Below are 20789 nucleotides of genomic sequence, written 5' to 3' on the forward strand. Positions count from 1 at the left end.
TATGTTTTTCTTTTAAGGAGCTCTGTTCTTCATATTATTTATTTTTTAAGGTTCGTAAATCAATAAATCTCTATTCTACTTTTCTCATCTTTTATATCAGCAGAATCTATGTATCGCCAACGAATTCGGGATGAGATTTTAAAATATTCCAATATTCTTTCTAAACGCTGATGTGTGAATGTTCCGGTAAACGAATATTTTTTCAAACGTTCATTCTTTATTATAAATTCTACGTTATATCGTTTCTCCAACATTCGCAAACTTTCTTCCAAAGGAGTGTCCTTGAAAATGATTTTCCCCTCTTTCCAAGCAATCTCTGACTCACCGGAAGTAGTGTAAAGTTGTACTTTACTATCTTTAAAATCATAGACCAATTTTTGTCCTGGCTTCATCAGCACTTTTTTCGAAACATTGTCACGCTTGAAAATAAAGCCGATCTTTCCTTCAACTAATGTCGCCGACACTCTGTCTTCCTTTTCATAAGCTTCTACATTGAAATGAGTTCCGAGCACTTCTATCTGCGATTGGTGAGAGGTAGAAACGACAAATTTCTTTTCCGGATTCTTAGCCACTTCAAAATAGGCTTCTCCCTGCAAACTTACATTTCTCGTGTCGCTATCGAAGCGTGAGGGATAACTCAAAGTAGATTCGGAATTCAGGAAAACCAACGTGCCATCGGGCAATGTCAGAGAAGTCATCATTCCGGGATTTGTTTTCACTTCCATCATTTGTGCCAATTCCTGTTCGCTTCCTCCCCAATGTTGTACCATCAGAGTAACGAGAAGTGGAATGAACAGCACTGCTGCCGCACGTTGCGCCCATTGCCACCACATCGTTCCCTTGTGTCTGTTACCCGACATTCTACTTTTCACCTTCAACAATGCTTTCTCCGTATCGACTTTCTTCATAACATTAACTGTATCCGTGGCAAGATAAAGAGCATGTATCTGTTTTGCCATCCGTCGATTTTCGTCCGATTCGCTCATCCACATCTCAACTTGCAGACGTTCTTCTTCCGTTGCCACCCCTTCACAATAACGTGGAAGCAGTTCTTCTATCGTATTTCTATCTGTTTTATCCATATCTTTTTTTATTGCCTTTTACTATAAGACAAGGGAGAATAGGAAGACTCCTAAACTAAAAACCATTTTTTTTAGAAAAATCTTTGTTTCTATCTAAAAAAGCTATATTTGCAGTTAAATTATGGAGCTAATACATGAAAGGAACTTATCAATCAGACAATGATTTTCTATTATCAGCCGTTCAACGCGGAGATCAAAAAGCATTCGATACACTGTTTCGGAGATATTATCCGATGCTGTGCGCATATGGTCACCGGTTTGTCGAGTTGGAAGATGCAGAAGAGATTGTAGAGGATTCTCTTTTATGGATTTGGGAAAATCGGGAAACACTGGTTATCGAGTCCTCTCTTAATTCTTATCTTTTTAAGATGGTGTATCGCAGGGCTTTGAACAAGCTTGCACATATCGATGCCACCCAACGGGCGGATACCCGCTTTTATGAAGAAATGCAGGAAATGCTGCAAGATACGGACTATTACCAGATTGAAGAACTTGTAAAACGGATTGAAGATGCTATCGCGGCACTGCCCGAAAGTTATCGGGAAGCTTTTGTGATGCACCGATTCCGGGATATGAGTTACAAGGAGATTGCAGAAACACTGGGGGTATCGCCCAAAACAATAGATTACCGTATTCAACAAGCGTTAAAGCAACTGCGCGTGGATTTGAAGGATTATCTTCCGTTACTACTACCTCTCTTATTTCCCTAGAGAGACGAAACATATAAGTAACCACCAATATTATTTCATTTGGCTATTACCTGTCAGCTAAAGTATTAATAGATAACTTGCGTTGTATTAAAGATAAACTTCCGTTCCTCTAAGGCAAAAGTTCCCTTTGACCTGAAACAAACTATAAACGAAAGTTCCAATTATATAAATGCAACCTTCATTTTTATAAATGCAAGTTTCATTTATAAAAACAAAGCTTCCGTTTATAGATTTCTCTTAGACAAAAACAACTTTGGCAGTAAGGAAAAGGAAGTTTGCAATAAGGAGACAGTAACTTATCTATTAACTAACTTCATCTCTTTCTATAAGGAAGTGTAAACCAGAAAGTAGATCCTTTCCCTTCTTCTGAATCTACTCCTATTTTTCCCCCGAGACGCTCAACAATCGTACGACAAATGGAAAGTCCTAAGCCAGTACCTTGAATGAATGGGTTATATTTTACGAATCGTTCGAAAACATGTTCACACTGTTCGTTTGACATACCACAGCCGGTATCTGATACATAAAAATAAATAGTATCGGTGTCTGTCATACGATACCCCATACAGATAGTGCCTGTTTGAGTAAATTTGATAGCGTTATTGACAAAGTTGGCAAGCAATTGTATCAGTCGATTCTTATCAATATAAAAAAGACAATCCGGCAAGCGTTCGGTAAATGCAAGGGTAACATCACTGTTTTTCAAACGTAACCGCATACTTTGTTCGATTTCCTCCATTGTCTGATTAACATCGATCGAGGAAGGATAGAAATCAAATGTTCCGGCTTCAATCTTCGACAAATCCAGAATATCATTAATTAATTGGAGCAACAAGTCGGTATTTGTTTCGATGATATCTGCGTACTCGCGCATTTCGACAGGATCTTCTGTATGGGGAAGCATATTTGAAAAGCCCACGATTGCGTTCAAAGGAGTACGTATTTCATGGCTCATGTTCGCCAAAAAGGCAGATTTCAATTGATTAGCCTGCTCCGCTTTCTCCACCGCTTCACTCAAACGGCTATACGCTTTCCGAAGAATACGAATATAATAGACAATAGCAGCTATCAAAAGTAATAGAAAAACAGAACTAGCAATAATCTTAACATAGTGTTGCTGAAAAAAAGTTTGAGGTTTATCAATATATACAGCATCGTCGGGATAACGACTTGACGGAATATTATAAGACTTTAATACAGGATAACAAAGATAGGAATTTCCTTCCCCTCCCACTCCACCCGGAATATTGCGGGCTTGTTCCCCATTCAATATACGATTCAGGATTTCCAGCAAAGAATCGCAAAAAGACTCTGTCGATACATAATACCCTCCTGCGAAAGTATTGTTCGACAAATTTTCGGGAGATAGCAAAAACAGAGGTGAGGGAGTAAAATTGGTTATAATTTCCTGTATGTGGTCGAAAAGGTAGTTGTTATCATTTTCATTATGGGACTCAAACCAGGAATAGTAAATAATCCCTGTATTAGGTTTATAACTATGCAGGGTATCCAGCAACATTTCTGTCGATAATTGAGTGGTAGAAAGCAGATCCAAACGTAAATCCGGAAAATGCTCTTCGACGGCTTCCTTTACATCTCTACGGGTTTCTTCACTAATATATCTGTCGTCTGAAATAAATGCCAGACGTTGCATATCCGGTATTAGTTTATAAATCAGTTCCACTGTTTCCTTCACATAATAATGCTGCTTTAAAAGTGTCAGATTATAGCCTCTTCTCCATTCTTCACCGGGGACACTATTGGTTTCTGTTAGTGGAGCATGAGACAGCAAAACGTCGAGAGAAGCAGGCAGGCGGTCGCGGGCATTTGTCACTATTACCGGAACGTCTTTCCATACGTCATCAAACAGTTCACGGCAGACAATCCATCCCGGATCTCCAATCAAGACAATGGCAGCGGGAGCTACCGAGTATTTCTCCCGTAAATGGGTGACTACGGCATCTGCTTCCATCTTATTAGACAAAGCTGGTACGGAAAGGGATTCCGCTTTGGCAGATATACCCTGCTTCTGAAGAGCATCGTGTATACACCAATAGAAATTTTTAGCCCAAGGCAGATTAAAATTAATGGAATTCAAAACCAGTACTTCTTTATTTGTTGTTTCAGTTCGGGCTGACACAGATAATAAGAATCCTTCTATAAAAAGGAATAAGCCTAAGAATGAGATGGTTCGGAGTACTTGTTTCATTTGTGATGTTCTATAATAGCTACGGCAAAGGTAGTATTTATTTCCATTTCGCAAAAAAAAGGCATCTCAAAATTAATTGAGATGCCTTATATTATATAAAACCAGGTATCAAAGAGTTATTTCTTCAACAAGATAGTAAGGCTTTCTTTCAAAGAACGAATGATACTTTCCGCATCCGCCTGTTTCTTGCGTTCAAGTTCTATGACGGCTGCCGGAGCATTGTTCACGAATTTCTCGTTGCTCAATTTCTTCACGATGCCTTGCAGGAAGCTTTCCTTATGTTTAAGTTCGGCCAACAGACGAGTGATTTCCGCATCTATATCAATCATGTCAATCAATGGTACGGCAAATTCTGTCGTTCCAACCATGAAAGAAGCAGCACCTTCTGCTTTTTTGAATACTACATTAATAGCAGAAAGGTTACACATCTTGATAATCACCGGATTCATTTTTTCTACCGGATGACTACCCACAACCTGCAATTCGAGTTGTTCCTTCAAAGCAATATTCTTCTGCAAACGAATACTGCGAACATTGCTGATAATTTCCTTAGCCAATTCAAATTCTTGCAGGAATTGCTCGTTTACCTCAAGAGGCTCCTTCATGAGAGTAACCATCAAACTTGCACCCGGTTCGCGCTCACGCAGTTGTTGCCACAGTTCTTCTGTGATAAACGGCATGAAAGGATGAAGCAACTCAAGCAGACGTTCGAAAGAACTAAGCACCATACTATAAATAAAGCCATTAATGGGCTGTCCATAAGCAGGTTTCACAATTTCCAGCAACCAGGAAGAGAACTCATCCCAGAACAGTTTGTAAACCAACATCAATGCTTCGCTCAAACGATATTTAGAGAACAAATCGGCAACTTCAACCGCAGCTGCATCCAGTCTCTGGTCGAACCATTGAACAGCCAGATGAGCATCGGGTGGAACTGGAATGGAACCTTTGCCATTAGTCCATCCTTTAATCAGACGGAAAGCATTCCATATCTTGTTGCAGAAGTTACGTCCCTGTTCGCAAAGGGCGTCGTCGAAAAGAATGTCGTTTCCGGCGGGAGCTGAAAGCATCATACCCATACGCACACCGTCGGCACCATACTTTTCGATCAGTTCCAATGGATCGGGAGAGTTACCGAGCGATTTAGACATCTTACGTCCCTGTTTATCACGAACGATTCCTGTGAAGTATACGTTCTTAAACGGCATCTGTCCCTCGTATTCGTAGCCTGCCATAATCATACGGGCTACCCAGAAGAAGATAATGTCCGGTCCTGTCACAAGGTCGCTTGTCGGATAGTAGTATTTGATTTCTTCGTTGCCCGGGTTGTTGATTCCGTCGAACAAAGAGATAGGCCACAACCAGGAAGAGAACCAAGTGTCCAGGCAATCTTCATCCTGACGAAGGTCTTCCATTGTCAGGGTGGCATTACCCGTCTTTTCTTTTGCTTTTGCCAGAGCTTCCTCGGGAGTAGCGGCTACTACATAACCACCTTCCGGCAGGAAGTATGCAGGAATACGATGTCCCCACCACAACTGACGGCTGATACACCAGTCTTTGATGTTTTCCATCCAGTGACGGTAGGTATTCTTGTATTTGGCAGGGTAGAATTTCAGATCGTCGTTCATTACCGGAGGCAATGCCATATCTGCAAAATGCTGCATCTTGAGGAACCATTGCATAGACAATTTCGGTTCGATCACAACGTTGGTACGTTCCGAATATCCTACCTTATTTGTATAGGCTTCTATTTTTTCGAGCAATCCGGCAGCTTCGAGGTCTTTCTCTATTTGTTTACGAACATCGAAACGGTCCATGCCGATATACATACCGGCAGCTTCGCTCAATGTACCGTTGTCATTGAAAATATCGATACTAGGCAAATTGTATTTTTCACCCAGCATATAGTCGTTTACATCGTGGGCCGGGGTTACTTTCAGACAACCCGTACCGAATTCGATGTCTACATAATCATCCTCAATCACAGGAATGACACGGTTTACCAGCGGAACGATTACTTTCTTTCCTTTCAGCCATTCGTTCTTCGGGTCGTTCGGATTGATACACATAGCCGTATCACCCATAATTGTTTCAGGACGGGTTGTTGCAACAACCGCGTAGCGACCTTCCGGATCACCTTCTACTTTATAGCGAAGGTAATACAGTTTTCCGTGTTCTTCCTTATAGATTACTTCTTCGTCAGAAAGGGCAGTCAAGGCTTTCGGGTCCCAGTTTACCATGCGGACGCCCCGGTAGATCAATCCTTTATCGAACAGATCGACAAATACCTTGATTACACTTTCACTACGTTTCTCATCCATAGTGAAAGCAGTACGATCCCAGTCGCAGGATGCGCCGAGTTTACGGAGTTGTTTCAGGATAATACCACCGTGCTCGTCTGTCCATTCCCAGGCATGTTTCAAGAATTCGTCACGAGATAGATCGGTTTTCTTGATACCTTGAGAAGCGAGTTTGTTTACAACTTTAGCTTCGGTAGCAATAGAAGCGTGGTCAGTTCCCGGCACCCAGCAAGCATTCTTGCCTTCCATACGGGCACGACGAACTAAAATATCCTGGATGGTATTATTAAGCATGTGTCCCATGTGTAACACACCGGTGACGTTCGGGGGCGGGATGACGATGGTGTAAGGTTCACGGCCATCGGGTTTTGAACTGAATAATTTGTGGTCCAGCCAATACTGGTACCACTTTCCCTCCACGTCAGCGGGATTGTACTTACTTGCTAATTCCATATTGTTTTATGTATATGATAATGTATATTCTAAAAATAACGGGTGCAAAATTAATAATTTAAATTCAAATCTTACCACCCTCGGGGTGTTTCTGTGCACGGAAAGAGAATTTATATCCCTCATAAAGAGCGAATCCGTAGAACAGGGCAGTCATCGACATTACATTTTTCAACAGAATAGAGAATATCTCTCCATAGTCTACACCTGCCAGGACTTGAAAATAACCCATTTCATAATCTTGGGAGATATATCCGATAATAGACAAGAAATCACCTAAGATGCAACTAACCAGAGATAATGCCGCACCGATAATTCCAAAAATGGGACGTATTCCCTTGCCCTGCCGCATCGCAAAACCTACCATGAATCCGATAGCAATGGGCATAAACCCAATCTGACGACCTGTAGAAACGGAGATCAGCCCCCATGCCACCGCACCAACGATGCATGCAACAACTGCACACAATACTCCTTTGGGCAGGTTCTCTTCGGCAAGCATTTCCTCTTCTGTCATGGATACCGGAAAGTCTTCCGGCTTGGGAGGCGCTAATCTTTCCAGTTCCTTATCTTGCTCAAAACTGTCACATTCTTCTTCAAAAACGGGAAGTTCTCCGGTACGTTTACAAACGAGTCCTTTTCCGTTCACAAAATCACGTGACACGCAATTCCTGCAATACTTTTCTATTTCTTCTGATGTAGCCATCTTATCCGGTTTATGTTGAATAACTTTCTCTGATTACGCAGGTGCACAAAGTCACTGTTAACAGATTTTTTGCAAATATAGAGGTATTTTTTCGCGCGACGTTTATTAAATGCATATTTTTGTTGACTGATTTTATACAAATGATGAAAAATAAGCCAAATGTAAGATATGTAGCCTTAGGAGCATTATTAATCCTGGTGTGGCTAACGCAATGGATTCCTGCTCTGGCAACGATCTATTCTCAAACAATCTATCCCCTTATCTCCTACGTCCTGTCGTTTTTTTCCGGTTTATTTCCTTTTGCCATAGGGGATTTATTTATTTTCCTTAGCATCACAGGCGTGATTGTTTATCCCTTTTATGCCCGTCTCCGCAAGAAGTTGCCTTGGAAGAAAATCTTATTGCGCGACGGGGAATACTTATTATGGATTTATGTATGGTTCTATCTGGCATGGGGACTGAACTACTCGCAGAAAAATTTCTATCAACGAACAGAAATCCCGTATACCGCCTATACTCCCGAGATTTTCCAAGAATTCGTAGATGATTATATTACTCAACTGAACCGTTCGTATACTCCTGTCAATAGTATCAATCAAGATTTGATACGAGAGGAAACTGTGCGAATCTATCATCAGTTAAGTGATAGCCTGGGCGTAAATCGTCCTCCACACGAGCATCCGAGGGTAAAAACAATGTTATTCACTCCCTTCATTTCGATGGTAGGGGTAACGGGTAGCATGGGGCCTTTCTTCTGCGAGTTTACACTCAACGGAGATTTGCTTCCCGTTAATTATCCGGCCACTTATGCTCACGAACTAGCCCATTTATTAGGTATCACCAGCGAAGCGGAAGCTAATTTCTATGCTTATCAGGTTTGCACCCGTTCAGAAGCGATGGGAATCCGTTTTTCCGGATATTTTTCTATATTGGGACATGTATTGGGAAATGCGCAAAGATTACTCCCGGAAGAAGAATACACCCGACTGTTTAAACGCATCCGACCGGAAATTATCGAATTGGCTAAGAATAACCAGGCGTATTGGGCTGCCAAGTATAGCCCTGTGGTCGGTGCTGTGCAGGATTGGATATATGACCTTTATCTGAAAGGGAATAAGATAGAAAGCGGACGACAAAACTATTCGGAAGTAGTGGGGCTGCTGATTTCCTATCAGGAGTGGAAAAAGAAATAAATATAGATTGTGCCTTGTTTTGGCACATAGTTTCACGATATTTGCAGCACTAATATAAAACGGATAAACTGATTTCTTTATGGCAAAAGATCTCTTTAATAGATATCTCTGGTTAGTAGACACAATCTATCGGGCTGGAACAATAACACTGGATGAAATTAATCGTAAATGGCTGCAGTGTGAAATGAGTAATGGAGAGGAAATCCCCAATCGGACTTTTCATAATCACCGGAAAGCTATTGAGGAACTATTCGACATTAACATAGAATGCGATAGACATAACGGATGTAATTATTACATAGAAAACACTGAAGAACTTAAAAAGGAAGGACTCAGAAAATGGCTCTTGAATACATTTGCAGTCAATACAACCCTCAATAAAAGCCACAAATTAAAGGATAAAATTCTACTAGAAGACTATCCCTCAGGAGAACAATATCTGATACCAGCCATTGAAGCTATTCATAATTGTATAACGTTGGAAATAACATATCAAAGTTATTGGCAGGACAAATCATATACATTTCAAATTGAACCTTATTGTATAAAAGCCTTCAAACAGCGTTGGTATATCGCAGCACGAAGTCCGTATTACAACAAAGTGTTGATCTACTCCCTCGAGCGAATACTCGAAATGGAACAAACAGATTTATCATTTGAGTGTCCTCAAACGTTCAATCCTAAAGTCTACTTCGACAACAGTTTCGGAGTTATTGTCGATGAAGAATATGATGTAGAAAAAATCAGAATAAAAGTCTACGGAAACCAATGTAAGTATTTCCGTTCCCTCCCGTTACACCATTCTCAAAAAGAAAGTGAAACACATAGTAACTATTCCATTTTCGATTATTCATTACGTCCTACCTATGATTTCTGTCAAGCTATACTATCGCATGGAAATCTTGTAGAAGTTCTAGAACCTCAATGGTTCAGAATTCAAATCGGAACAATGATTCAAAAAATGAATCAACTATATCAATGAATATTATCATAAATGTAATGAAGTGAGTATTCATTAGTAAATAATAAAGCAGTCCGGTCATCTTTTCTGATAAAATTCTTTTAATTCTAAAAAATGTTTCTTAGTTTTGTGATGTATAATCATTAAAAAGAAGTAGTAAGAAACAGAGAACTAAAATTTTCAGACATATTGATTGAACGTTAAGACGTATTATTTCGATTAGGTAAATCTGGTAAATTTATTCAATGATCCGAAATAATAAGTTGAAGTGACGTTCACACCCGAATAGGGCGTGGACTGCTTTTACTTATTTGGATCATAAGGTTTACCAGAACCTACCTAATCAAATAAGCTAAAAGTTAGTTTTACGCTCTTTTTTTTGTACCCATACATTCATTTTAAATTATATAAAACATGGAAAAAGTATCATTACTAATGAAAGATTCTTCCGAAGGAGATTCTCAAAAAGAAACCATGATAGACTTTATTCTTTCATGGACATTACGTAGATCTATACAGCAATACAGTGAAGAGAAACCTATCCTTTATCAATATTGTAGAAAGATTCTCGGCAAACTGATTGGCATCGAAATGACAGACGACGTGCAAGTCACTTCTGTTGAAACTTGGAAACAATGGAAATATATTGACCTATGGGCAAACATACGGATTACATGCAATGGAAAAGAAGAATTTCATGCTGTTTTGATTGAGAACAAAGCGTATACACCAACTCACCATAATCAATTAGCAAGATACAAGGCCATTTTCGACCAAGTATGTGAAGAGTATATGCCTAATACTAAAAGGCATTATATACTAATCACCGCCTTGGATGAAATGCCGGCTATGCTGGCAAACGAATGTAAAGAGAACGGATATATTCCATTCTGCTTGGGAGATTTAAATGATTATGAACAGCAAGATTCGGAAAGCGATTTGTTTAACGAGTTTTGGTTAAGATATTGGTAACTATGGGAAAATTTCTATTAATATGCCTATTCCTCTGTACAGGAATATGTAAGACAAGTGCACAAATAGTAGACTTATCAAAATTCGTTAAGGCAAAGAAAAGCAAGACAGAAGTATTCTCTCAAAAATTACAAAATACGAGAGATTCACTTCTAAGAATCTGCAAAATATATAAATTAGAAGATTTCAAATATAAATTTCCAACTATTTACTTAGGTGAATCAATGGAAAGTTTAAAAGCTAAATCAAAAGAATTCGAAAAAATCAAAGTAGAAATAGAAAATGCTATTAGCAAGAAAGAGTTAGAACAAAAAAGAGTAGACTCCATCCAAAAGGTCAATGATGCCGAAAGAATAGTACAAGAAAGAATAGCTGATTCTTTATATTTAATTCGGGCCGCCCAAACATGGGAATGGTTACATGATAAGAAAGGAAAATGGGAAACAATAGACCGTTCATATCCTAAAGAAGAGCATTACCAAGTAAATTCACTATTTCCCCAATATCAAGTAATAGACCAAAATGCCTATCTGAATGGAAAATTAGTAGGAGTATGCCATCCGGCTAAAAACAATAAAAACAATAGCGAAAAAGAACGTTGTTTTCGCATAGACGTGATGACTTTTTTATGCCAACAAGATTTTCTGAATAACAAATATGAGATACAAAAAGAATCACCTAAAACCCAAGAATACATAAAACAGAAATTAGGACTTAAAAAACAGCTGGAGCCGACTGACAGTCCTGTATATAAAGAAATGATAGCCAATGCAAGCAAACTCCGTATAGCACAAGAAAGGCTACGCAAAGGAGAAATTGATTTGAACACCTACAATAGAATTAAAACAAAATTGGGTGCCAAATTCACCGGAACGGTATATCAAGAAATGGCGGATAGCAACAGTCCGGAAATAAATGCAGGGAAAAGATATCTGGAACAATTACGTACTGATAACAAATCATTAATTGGGGAATATACCATTCAAAGAATAGATGGAACCAACTTCACCTATCAATTCCGTAATAATGAAGGAAAAAAAACGTTTAGCGTGAAAGTTTCATTCTTTGTCAATGAGAAAAAAAATGTTTTATATACAATTTCTTCACTTCAAAAGAAATAAGATACTATGGAAAAAGAAACAAAAAAATGCCCTTTTTGCGGAGAAGAGATTTTGGCTGTAGCCAAAAAATGCAAATACTGTGGTGAATGGTTAGAAGAAAAGCAAACGGTAACTAAGAAAATGGTTGCCTGCCCTGTTTGCACCGAACAAAGAGAAGAAGATGCCACAAGCTGCGAGAACAAAGAGACCCCACAGCCCTCTTTCTTATCCCACTATTTCATCCGTGTCATATGCAAGCAATATGCCGACTTTAACGGAATGGCCACAAGAAAGCAATATTGGCTTTACATCCTATTCTACAACATCATAGCTATTGCCGCATCATGCATAGATATATTATCGGGAATCGACTTCCAACTATTTGGAGAAAGCCTCGGCTATGGTTGGCTATTCACAATCGTCTCACTGACTCTCACCATTCCTTCACTCGCCATCGGTATACGTCGCTTGCACGACATTGGAAAAAGCGGATGGTGGTTTCTGATTGTCCTCCTCCCCTTAGTCGGTATCTTTTGGCTACTCTTCCTGCTGTGCAAGAAAGGAAATGCAGCTAACGCCTCCACTCCTTTAACCATTACCGACAAAATTGTGCTCAATGCGTCGATAGTAGTTGTAGCCATTCTGGTTGTACTCACCTATTTCAAATCTGCCAACCATCTCCAAATGCCTCAACTTCAACACAGCGATTGGACTCTTGACGGAGACACCGCAGGAGTGGATACATTGGGCAATATAGGTTATTCAAAAAACAGGCAAAGCATCAATAGCGGAAACAATGCGGAAATAAAAAAACGCATTATACACGATTTCTCTTGCTATTATGCCATTTATACCTTCTGCTACAACATGAAACAAGCCATAACTAAAGGATACAAAGGAGAAGGTTTGCTAACCCTCACCGAAGAACTTGTAGAAAATGACGATTTACTTGTCATCTCCAATACCGAATTTAAATGGTTATTGCAACAATTCGATTTCTCAAACTTCTCTCGACTATTACAGGCATACGCAAGTGGCAACAGGAGCTTCAGGAGTGATTTCACCGAGAGTGACTTGGGGCATACAGCAATAGAATGTCTTAAAAAACGCAAAGTTGTTTTCAACAGCCAATGGTTTGAGATATTCGACAACTATTTGCCCCATGACGAAGTACAAATAGAAGAGTTTCATAATTTGGGAAATAAAGAGTATCAGGTTGTATTCGATGGTTTTCACAACATATCTCCCAATTTCGTATATAACGTCAGCTATGCCAACGGACTTACCATTACAACGAATTAAATTTTACCATCATGAAACATAACAACTTACTTACATCATTCACTCTATTATCTCTTTTGTGTATCTTCTGCACCTCATGCAACGATATGGAAATGGCAAAAAAAGCGTGCGGCACATGGGAAAGCATCCGCATAGTCGAAGAAGACGGATGCAAAGAGAAAACCTATTATGATTTCGGTTCTGTGAAAGGGAGTATTCCTGGAGGAGACTTAAAAGAAACAACCTACTTCACCGAATGTGGAGAAGTTGAAGACGGACAAGAATATAATATGCAATGCAAAAGTATCATTGAAGGTACATGGAAGATAGAAGTCGGTGACATCTATTTCACTTACGACCTGTCGACTCTGAAAGTCACTTTTGAGGGGATTAGTTTCCCGGGCGCAGATAGATTATCCGAATCTCTTGCACAAAGTTTTATTAAAAACTATGGGCAATCACTCATTCAAGAATCAATAGAAGAATTGAAAGAACATCTCTATAATTGGTATTCAGAAAACGAAAACAACGAAGACTGTTACCAGAATGTGAATATTAAAGGAGACAATATGTCGTTCGATGCAACAGATGGAGTTATTAAACTGATAAGAATAAAATAAAACTTGAAAACATGATAAACAATACCAAACAATGCCCTTTCTGTGGCGAAGAGATACAAGCAACTGCAAAGAAATGCAGGCACTGCGGAGAATGGTTGGAAGACTCAGTTTCCAATACAAAAAATCAAGCCACTACAGAAGTGTCCTTTCAAAGGGATTCAAATAATCATAAAACAGAAGTGAATCATTTAAAAACTCCCATTTCTGACTTTGTCCTAATCCTATTTTGGACAGGAGTCATTGCGACATTCATTTCAATGTCACATCAAAGTGGAGTATGCCACCTTACCAATCCACACAAATGGCTACAAATCATGCAGTGGGCAACCTATATTCCAGAATGGGTGGCTGACTTATTGTCTGGCTTGGTCGATATAATATTCGCTTACGCCTTATATATAGGGATGAAACAACAAACCAAACCCATGAGCGGCTTATTAATTACCAATATTATAATCACTGTAGTAGTATCTTTTTTGATTTTATGTATGGATTTAATCTCTATTGCAGACGAAGATTACATTGGAATACTTATCTCTCTTTTTGTTATATTAGGTATGCTTATTACATCAACCATAATTGGAGTCCAATTTATCCGACACTTCAACGGACTATTAAATAAATTAGGATGGGGAATGTTGGCATCTCTAATCATAGTTATATCTGCCGCCGCTCTAATATCAGAAGATGAATTTAGTATGACTAATACAATTATTTCTTTTATTGAGTTTTGGATAATCAGCTATATTCTATATATACAAGCGGAATTATTAACGGATTGAGCCAACTAAATCCCTCAAGAAGACATTTTCATTTGATTAGCCTTACCAATTGCACAACAAAAGTGCAGAAAATTATAGTTTTCTGCACTTTTGTTGTGCAATTGACGTATATTTGCATATAAATATATACCAACCATGGACAGATTATACGAAAACTTCAATAAACTCCTTAAAGCTACAAGTACCGATTTCATCCGATACAAGTATACTGAAATAAACTGGGATAGCCATATGCTCGGACTTGTTGGGCCACGCGGGGTAGGTAAAACCACCATGTTCCTTCAACATATCAAGCAGAACATGAATCCGAAAGACACATTGTATGTTTCAGCAGACAATATGTACTTTGCCGATAATTCCCTGATTGACCTAACAGACAAATTCAGCAAACGAGGTGGCAAGCACCTATTTATTGATGAAATACACAAATACCCTAACTGGTCTCGTGAATTGAAGCAGATATTCGATTCTTATCCTGATATGCAAGTTCTTTTCACCGGTTCCTCTATTTTGGATATTTATAAAGGAACGGCAGATTTAAGCAGACGTGCCCCCATCTATGAAATGCAAGGGCTGTCTTTCAGAGAATATTTAAGTATGTTCCATCAAATTCATGTACCAGTCTACACATTAGAAGAGATACTGGAACATAAAGTTGAAATTCCGGGAATAGCACATCCACTTCCGCTATTCGCTGAATATATACAACACGGCTATTACCCGTTTAGCAAAGATATCACTTTTGAAATCGAGTTGAACCAAGTAATCAACCAGACTATGGAAAATGACATACCTCAATATGCTAATATGAATGTCTCCACAGGACGTAAATTGAAACAACTGTTGATGATTATTGCCAAAAGCGTTCCATTTAAGCCTGTCATGCAAAAACTTGCTGACATCATTGGAGTTAGTCGTAATTATTTAAGCGATTACTTACTTTATATCGAGAAAGCGGGGATGATAGCTCAAGTTCGCGATGACACAGGCGGGGTCAGAGGTCTGGGCAAAGTAGAAAAAATATATCTTGATAATACTAATCTCATTTATGCATTAGGAAGAGAGAATTCCAATATCGGTAATATCCGCGAAACATTTTTTTATAACCAAATGCGAGTTAAACAGGATATTATATCTTCCAAAATCTCAGATTTCCAAATAGGAGAAAGAACATTTGAAATAGGCGGAAAAAACAAAGGACAACAACAAATAACCGGAGCCAAAGAAGGATACATTGTAAAAGATGATATAGAAACCGGATACGGGAATATTATTCCACTTTGGAATTTCGGAATGAATTATTAATAATAGCCTTATAACAATTTTAATACAAAATATATTTATGTCACATACCAGACAAGAACAGATGGAAGCCTTCGGACGCTTCCTGGACATTCTCGACGAACTGCGTGTTAAATGTCCCTGGGACCGCAAACAGACCAATGAAAGTCTGCGTCCCAACACCATAGAAGAGACTTACGAACTTTGCGACGCCCTGATGAGGGATGACAAGAAAGAAATCTGCAAGGAATTGGGTGACGTATTATTGCACGTTGCTTTCTATGCCAAGATAGGCTCGGAAACAGGAGATTTTGACATCAAAGATGTTTGCGACAAACTGTGTGATAAACTGATTTTCCGTCACCCGCATGTATTCGGAGAGGTAAAAGCAGAGACAGCAGGACAAGTTTCCGAAAATTGGGAACAGTTGAAGCTAAAGGAGAAAGACGGAAATAAGAGTGTATTGAGCGGTGTACCCGCTGCCCTCCCCTCGCTCATCAAGGCTTATCGTATTCAAGACAAGGCCCGCAATGTAGGTTTCGACTGGGAAGAGCGTGAACAAGTATGGGATAAAGTGAAGGAAGAAATCGGAGAGTTTCAGGATGAAGTAGCCAATATGGATAAGGACAAGGCGGAAGCTGAATTCGGCGACGTTATGTTTAGCCTTATCAATGCAGCGCGTCTCTACAAGATCAATCCTGATAATGCTTTGGAACTTACCAATCAAAAGTTTATCCGTCGCTTCAATTATTTGGAGGAACATACTATCAAGGAAGGAAAAAGCCTGAAGGATATGTCTCTTGAAGAGATGGATGCTATTTGGAATGAAGCAAAGAAAAAAGGACTGTAAAACCCATGAGTAATATTGATTTAAATGCCATCATCGAAAGATGATTTGGAGTTCATAACACATGCCAAACAGGATATTCCACTATTGATTGCAGAAATAGAATACTTAAAATCAATGCTGTCTAAATAAAAAAATAGAGGCTCTATTCCGTGCGAGTAGAGCCTCTATTTTACTCAAACAGAGCGTCTATTCATACGAGTTAGACGCTCTGTTTTTCTTTATTTCTTCTTCGAATCGTTTCCTTTATCCTTGCCACGATTCATTCCTTTTATCATCTCCCGGTGGAAGCGCATTTCCGCACGCTGCACGAGAAATATCTTCTTACTGGAAAGAATCTTTTTGAACTTACCCAGATAAGTCTTATCAAGCTGATCGGCAGCAATACGATTGTTAGCTACCTTATCGTTGATTTCTGCATATTGAGCTTCCGTTGTCTTATCATCCTTGCCTTTGCGCATCAAATCCCACGATTCATCATTCAGCTTCTTCTTCTTATCCTGGAGTTCAAAATAGACGGGAAAGAACTTGGCTGCCTCCTTTTTACTCAATCCTGCCTGTTCGGTAATGAATTCCTTTTGTTTTGCCCTGAACTCCTCCCGGGATAAATGCTGATCACATCCGTCAGCAGCCCAAAGAACAGGCATAAAGCCACACAACAAAACAACCCATGCGATTAGTTTTCTCATTTTCTGTATTCAATCAGTTTTAATAAATCATTCTACACTTGCGTCACTCAAATAAACATATAACGAATAATCATCCAGCATAGCGCGGTCTAGTGCCACATCCAGCATTTCGTCCGATACGACTTCAGTATCCACCTCCGTCACCGCCACTTCATCGACCGCAGCAGGCTTGTGATCTGTCGACGCTACCCGGATAATCAGGGCCGCACCTACAAACATAGCAGCGAGATAGAGCAATGGTTTCAGTCTTGTCCATGTGCTGACAGATTCTTCCTTGAAAACAACTTTTTCTTTTTCAGGAAGTTTATTCATTACCTCCGAAGTCAGGTTTTCAAAGTAACCATCAGGCACTTTGAAGGAATTTTCCTTACCAAGCTTCTTCAATAGGATATCTTCTTCTTTCATACGTTTTTCTCCTCTCTTTTACTTAGACAACGTCCAATTTAAAAGGTTTAATCTATTTCTTCTAAAAACTTCTCTATTTTCTTCACCGCATGATGATATGACGCCTTGAGCGCACCAACCGATGTGCCGAAGATTTCCGACATCTCTTCGTATTTCATTTCCTGATAATATTTCAGGTTGAACACCATACGCTGTTTTTCCGGCAAAGTCAATAGAGCTTTTTGCAGACACAACTGTATTTCGTCGCCCGAAAAATAGGAGTCACTTTCCAACTTCTGCACAATCGCAGCTTCAGGATCGTCAATATCCACGGTAGTCATAGCGCGCTGCTTGTTCAGAAAGGTAAGACATTCGTTCAGCGCGATGCGATAGAGCCAGGTAGACAGTTTCGCCTCGGCACGGAAATAATCGATATTCGTCCATGCCTTGATGAAAGTGTTTTGCAGGAGATCGTTCGCATCCTCATGCGACAGTACCATCCGGCGGATTTGCCAATATAATTGCTCGCTATACTGCGCCACAATCATTTCAAATCCTTTCCGCTGTGTACTCTCCTCCTGAAGGAGTTTCAGAACTTCGCGTTCGTTATAAGGAATCATAATCTCTTGTATCTGTATGTTTATTTATGGTTTCAAATTCAGGTTGTTCATTGCTTCTAGTAAAGACGAATCATATTTATAAATGTCCTCACAATACCTCAAATTATTATCGGCAGACAGATAAACCGTCTGATAATCTATAAATAAAGGTATATATTTCTCTAAACTATAATGTTTCAGTTCGCGATAGGCCGCACTGACAGGCAGCTTCTTCCCCTCTTCACTCACCGGCTTGATATCCATTGCAATGCGGATACGGTCTTCCAATAATTCATCCGGTTCTTTCAACAGGAAGAACGCGAAGTCGAGTGCTTTCTGAAGGCGGACGCAACCGTGGCTCACCGCACGATTGTTTCGCGTGAAAGCCCACCGGGAAGGAGTATCGTGCAGATATACAGAATGAGGATTAGGAAAGCGGAAGATGATGCGTCCCAATGAATTCCCCGTTTTATTGTCCTGCTTCACCGTATAAGGTACACCTTTTCCTGCATATTTAGCCCAATTAACCTGATGAGGGTTTACTTGTAAGCCGTTCTTATCGTATACCTTCATGCGATTACGGGTGAAATAGGTCGTATCTCTGCGATAAGTAGGGATGATTTCTTTCCTGATAATACTTTGAGGTACATTCCAATACGGATTCAGTTCCATATAATAAATCCTGCTCGACAACAGAGGAGTTTTATTTTTCACACTCCCCACACAGATACGCATCTCCAGGATAGAGTCCGTTTCTTCGTTGATTGCCTGCAACATGAATGCCGCCACATTGGCTATCACATATTTCTGTCCTTTGTCCAATGCATATTGCCAACGTGCCCGCTCCATATTAACCAACAGACGATTCCGGTAATAATCCGTAGTATCCGTTTTCCCCCAAGCATTTACACGAACCAGTTCTTCCTGCATCTTGCGATAAAGCGGAGAAGAAGGTTGTGCTCCACGAAGAGCAGCAATTGGATTTGCACGCAATGAATCGAGGGCGGCATTTGCAAAAGTTACATCACAATGTTTTAAGGGAATACGATTGATCGAATCATTCCATCTGTGTTCCGAAGGCAGGAAACCAAACTTCAACTGGCACACATACGAAAGATATGCGGCTGTCAACTGATATTCCACATCTGCCAACAGACGGTTCATTGTCTTTCCTTCCTGCAACTTCAAAGAACGTATTTGTTGCAATCTCTCACGGATGCTATCGACCGAATAAAGATTCGGGTTAATGCCATGCCGTGAGATGTCTCCCAGCCAGAACAACATAGAGTCCGCCACCTGTGCGGCAGGTTTATCGGACACGAGCGAGTCATTCAACCAGAAGAATTCATCTTTTTCCCGATAATGGGCCAACAAAGCCGAATCCCAGGGAGTTACGGGGTTTTCGTTCAAATAGGAACGAATCATCAGACGAATACTGTCGGCATCTATTTGATAAGCAGGGTTGAACAACTCTTGCAGGGAAGCCAGAGAGTCCGGTATCGGAGATTGGGGTTTCTCTTTTTTACAGGCTGCCAAACAACCGATGAACAGGATTACCGCTCCCCAAAGCAGGCGTCTATTTCTCATACACAGTTCCTCCATCAACGTCAATACACATATTCTCTTTCGCTAAAATGGTTTGCGGGAAAATGGCGGATGCTTCATCAAATAGAATAGATTCATCCTCGTAACGGGCTGAAAAGTGTCCGATCACCAATTGTTTCACATTGGCGTCCAAAGCTAGTTGTGCGGCTTGCGCAGCCGTAGTATGATAAGTTTCCTTGGCACGTGCCTGCTCTGTCTGCGCAAAGGTAGCCTCATGGAAAAGCAAATCTACATTGCTGATTTGTTCGGCAAGCGACGGGCGATAGATTGTATCGGAGCAATAAGCATATTTACGAGCCGGAGCCGAAGGACGGGTCAGACGCAAATTGGGTATTACTTCTCCTTCGGGAGTTACAAAGTCTGCTCCATTCTTGATACGGTTCAGTTCATAGACCGGGACTTTATAAAAGTCCACCATGTCTCTGATGATATGGTTCGGACGCTGTTTCTCTTCAAAAAGGAAACCGCAACAGGGAATTCGATGTTTTAAAGGGATGGTGGTCACAGTCACCGAACGGTCATCGTAAATGAGCATCGGTTCTTTCGTTTCGAATTCATGGAAGAACACCTTATAAGTCAAAGTCTTACAAAAGAAAGCAAGCATCGGTGCAAACAGTTCTTCCAGTCCTCGTGGAGAATGAATATGCAAATCGGCTGTTCTTCCCAATAATCCGAATGTAGAAATCAGCCCCAACAATCCGAAACAATGGTCACCATGTAGATGAGAGATGAAGATATGATTCAATCGGGAAAATTTCAGTCGCGAACGGCGTAACTGCATTTGTGCTCCCTCGCCACAATCAATCATAAATAGTTTTTCACGCAGGTTCACGACTTGAGAGGTCGCAAAATGTCGCGTGGTAGGCAAAGCGGAACCGCATCCCAATATATGTAACTCAAATTTTTCCATGGTATGCAAAGATAAAGCATTTCAGATTCAATCTTGCAAAGGAAGAAACTTTTTTTTCTATTCACCACGGAATTCTAAGACCTATGCAAATAATAGGCCTATAAAAAA

General features: G+C 39.9%; 19 protein-coding genes. 10 read left to right on the forward strand and 9 right to left on the reverse strand.

Annotated elements, in window-relative coordinates:
- Positions 1-59: 59 nt before the first annotated feature.
- Positions 60-1082, reverse strand: a complete 1023-nt coding sequence (locus HMPREF9009_RS22200; protein WP_049703286.1) for a FecR family protein — start codon at positions 1080-1082, stop codon at positions 60-62.
- A gap of 134 nt (positions 1083-1216) precedes the next feature.
- On the opposite strand from HMPREF9009_RS22200, the gene HMPREF9009_RS22205 reads away from it, so the two are divergent.
- Positions 1217-1792: an RNA polymerase sigma-70 factor gene (locus HMPREF9009_RS22205; protein WP_049703287.1), complete on the forward strand. Its 576-nt coding sequence runs from the start codon at positions 1217-1219 to the stop codon at positions 1790-1792.
- 313 nt (positions 1793-2105) lie between these two features.
- Here the strand turns inward: HMPREF9009_RS22205 and HMPREF9009_RS22210 are convergent, their stop codons facing one another.
- The 3 genes from HMPREF9009_RS22210 to HMPREF9009_RS22220 all read right to left on the reverse strand — a co-directional run bounded on the left by HMPREF9009_RS22210 (position 2106) and on the right by HMPREF9009_RS22220 (position 7457).
- The gene (locus HMPREF9009_RS22210) at positions 2106-4001 is read right to left on the reverse strand and encodes a sensor histidine kinase (RefSeq protein ID WP_049703288.1); all 1896 of its coding nucleotides are present in this window, start codon (positions 3999-4001) and stop codon (positions 2106-2108) included.
- 116 nt (positions 4002-4117) lie between these two features.
- Positions 4118-6754 (reverse strand): valine--tRNA ligase, encoded by a 2637-nt coding sequence (locus HMPREF9009_RS22215; protein ID WP_049703289.1) that lies wholly within the window; start codon positions 6752-6754, stop codon positions 4118-4120.
- 64 nt (positions 6755-6818) lie between these two features.
- Positions 6819-7457 (reverse strand): hypothetical protein, encoded by a 639-nt coding sequence (locus tag HMPREF9009_RS22220; RefSeq protein WP_049703290.1) that lies wholly within the window; start codon positions 7455-7457, stop codon positions 6819-6821.
- A gap of 140 nt (positions 7458-7597) precedes the next feature.
- Between HMPREF9009_RS22220 and HMPREF9009_RS22225 the strand changes: the two genes are divergently transcribed.
- From HMPREF9009_RS22225 to mazG, 9 genes are all read left to right on the forward strand, one after another.
- On the forward strand, positions 7598-8650 hold the full coding sequence (locus tag HMPREF9009_RS22225) for a DUF3810 domain-containing protein (protein WP_049703291.1): 1053 nt from the start codon (positions 7598-7600) through the stop codon (positions 8648-8650).
- 79 nt (positions 8651-8729) lie between these two features.
- Positions 8730-9632, forward strand: coding sequence for a helix-turn-helix transcriptional regulator (locus tag HMPREF9009_RS22230; protein ID WP_004315852.1), 903 nt, complete (start codon positions 8730-8732; stop codon positions 9630-9632).
- A 393-nt stretch (positions 9633-10025) separates the two neighbouring features.
- Positions 10026-10583, forward strand: a complete 558-nt coding sequence (locus HMPREF9009_RS22235; protein ID WP_008645402.1) for a PD-(D/E)XK nuclease family protein — start codon at positions 10026-10028, stop codon at positions 10581-10583.
- Positions 10584-10585: 2 nt separating this feature from the next.
- Positions 10586-11704 (forward strand): hypothetical protein, encoded by a 1119-nt coding sequence (locus HMPREF9009_RS22240; protein WP_004315851.1) that lies wholly within the window; start codon positions 10586-10588, stop codon positions 11702-11704.
- Positions 11705-11710: 6 nt separating this feature from the next.
- Entirely contained in the window at positions 11711-12985 is a 1275-nt protein-coding gene (locus tag HMPREF9009_RS22245; RefSeq protein WP_004315850.1) for a DUF805 domain-containing protein, read from the forward strand.
- A gap of 11 nt (positions 12986-12996) precedes the next feature.
- Entirely contained in the window at positions 12997-13584 is a 588-nt protein-coding gene (locus tag HMPREF9009_RS22250; RefSeq protein WP_008771153.1) for a hypothetical protein, read from the forward strand.
- Positions 13585-13595: 11 nt separating this feature from the next.
- The gene (locus HMPREF9009_RS22255) at positions 13596-14366 is read left to right on the forward strand and encodes a zinc ribbon domain-containing protein (RefSeq protein WP_004315848.1); all 771 of its coding nucleotides are present in this window, start codon (positions 13596-13598) and stop codon (positions 14364-14366) included.
- A gap of 135 nt (positions 14367-14501) precedes the next feature.
- Positions 14502-15671 carry an ATP-binding protein gene (locus tag HMPREF9009_RS22260; protein WP_008771152.1) on the forward strand — a complete coding sequence of 390 codons (1170 nt, stop codon included), beginning with the start codon at positions 14502-14504 and terminating at the stop codon, positions 15669-15671.
- Positions 15672-15708: 37 nt separating this feature from the next.
- The gene (gene mazG / locus HMPREF9009_RS22265; RefSeq protein ID WP_008020955.1) at positions 15709-16497 is read left to right on the forward strand and encodes a nucleoside triphosphate pyrophosphohydrolase; all 789 of its coding nucleotides are present in this window, start codon (positions 15709-15711) and stop codon (positions 16495-16497) included.
- A gap of 218 nt (positions 16498-16715) precedes the next feature.
- On the opposite strand, the gene HMPREF9009_RS22270 is transcribed toward mazG, so the two are convergent.
- The 5 genes from HMPREF9009_RS22270 to HMPREF9009_RS22290 are packed head-to-tail and all read right to left on the reverse strand — an operon-like array spanning position 16716 to position 20681.
- On the reverse strand, positions 16716-17183 hold the full coding sequence (locus HMPREF9009_RS22270) for a hypothetical protein (RefSeq protein WP_049703292.1): 468 nt from the start codon (positions 17181-17183) through the stop codon (positions 16716-16718).
- A 27-nt stretch (positions 17184-17210) separates the two neighbouring features.
- The gene (locus tag HMPREF9009_RS22275) at positions 17211-17588 is read right to left on the reverse strand and encodes a hypothetical protein (protein ID WP_004315844.1); all 378 of its coding nucleotides are present in this window, start codon (positions 17586-17588) and stop codon (positions 17211-17213) included.
- 47 nt (positions 17589-17635) lie between these two features.
- A complete protein-coding gene (locus HMPREF9009_RS22280; protein WP_008016827.1) occupies positions 17636-18187 on the reverse strand; it encodes an RNA polymerase sigma factor in 552 nt (183 codons plus the stop codon).
- Positions 18188-18211: 24 nt separating this feature from the next.
- Entirely contained in the window at positions 18212-19753 is a 1542-nt protein-coding gene (locus HMPREF9009_RS22285; RefSeq protein ID WP_232313659.1) for a L,D-transpeptidase family protein, read from the reverse strand.
- On the reverse strand, positions 19743-20681 hold the full coding sequence (locus HMPREF9009_RS22290; RefSeq protein ID WP_049703294.1) for a ribonuclease Z: 939 nt from the start codon (positions 20679-20681) through the stop codon (positions 19743-19745). The genes HMPREF9009_RS22285 and HMPREF9009_RS22290 overlap by 11 nt, the downstream gene beginning before the upstream one ends.
- Positions 20682-20789: the final 108 nt, after the last annotated feature.

The organism is Bacteroides sp. 3_1_13 (assembly GCF_001185845.1).
Classification (GTDB): domain Bacteria; phylum Bacteroidota; class Bacteroidia; order Bacteroidales; family Bacteroidaceae; genus Bacteroides; species Bacteroides xylanisolvens.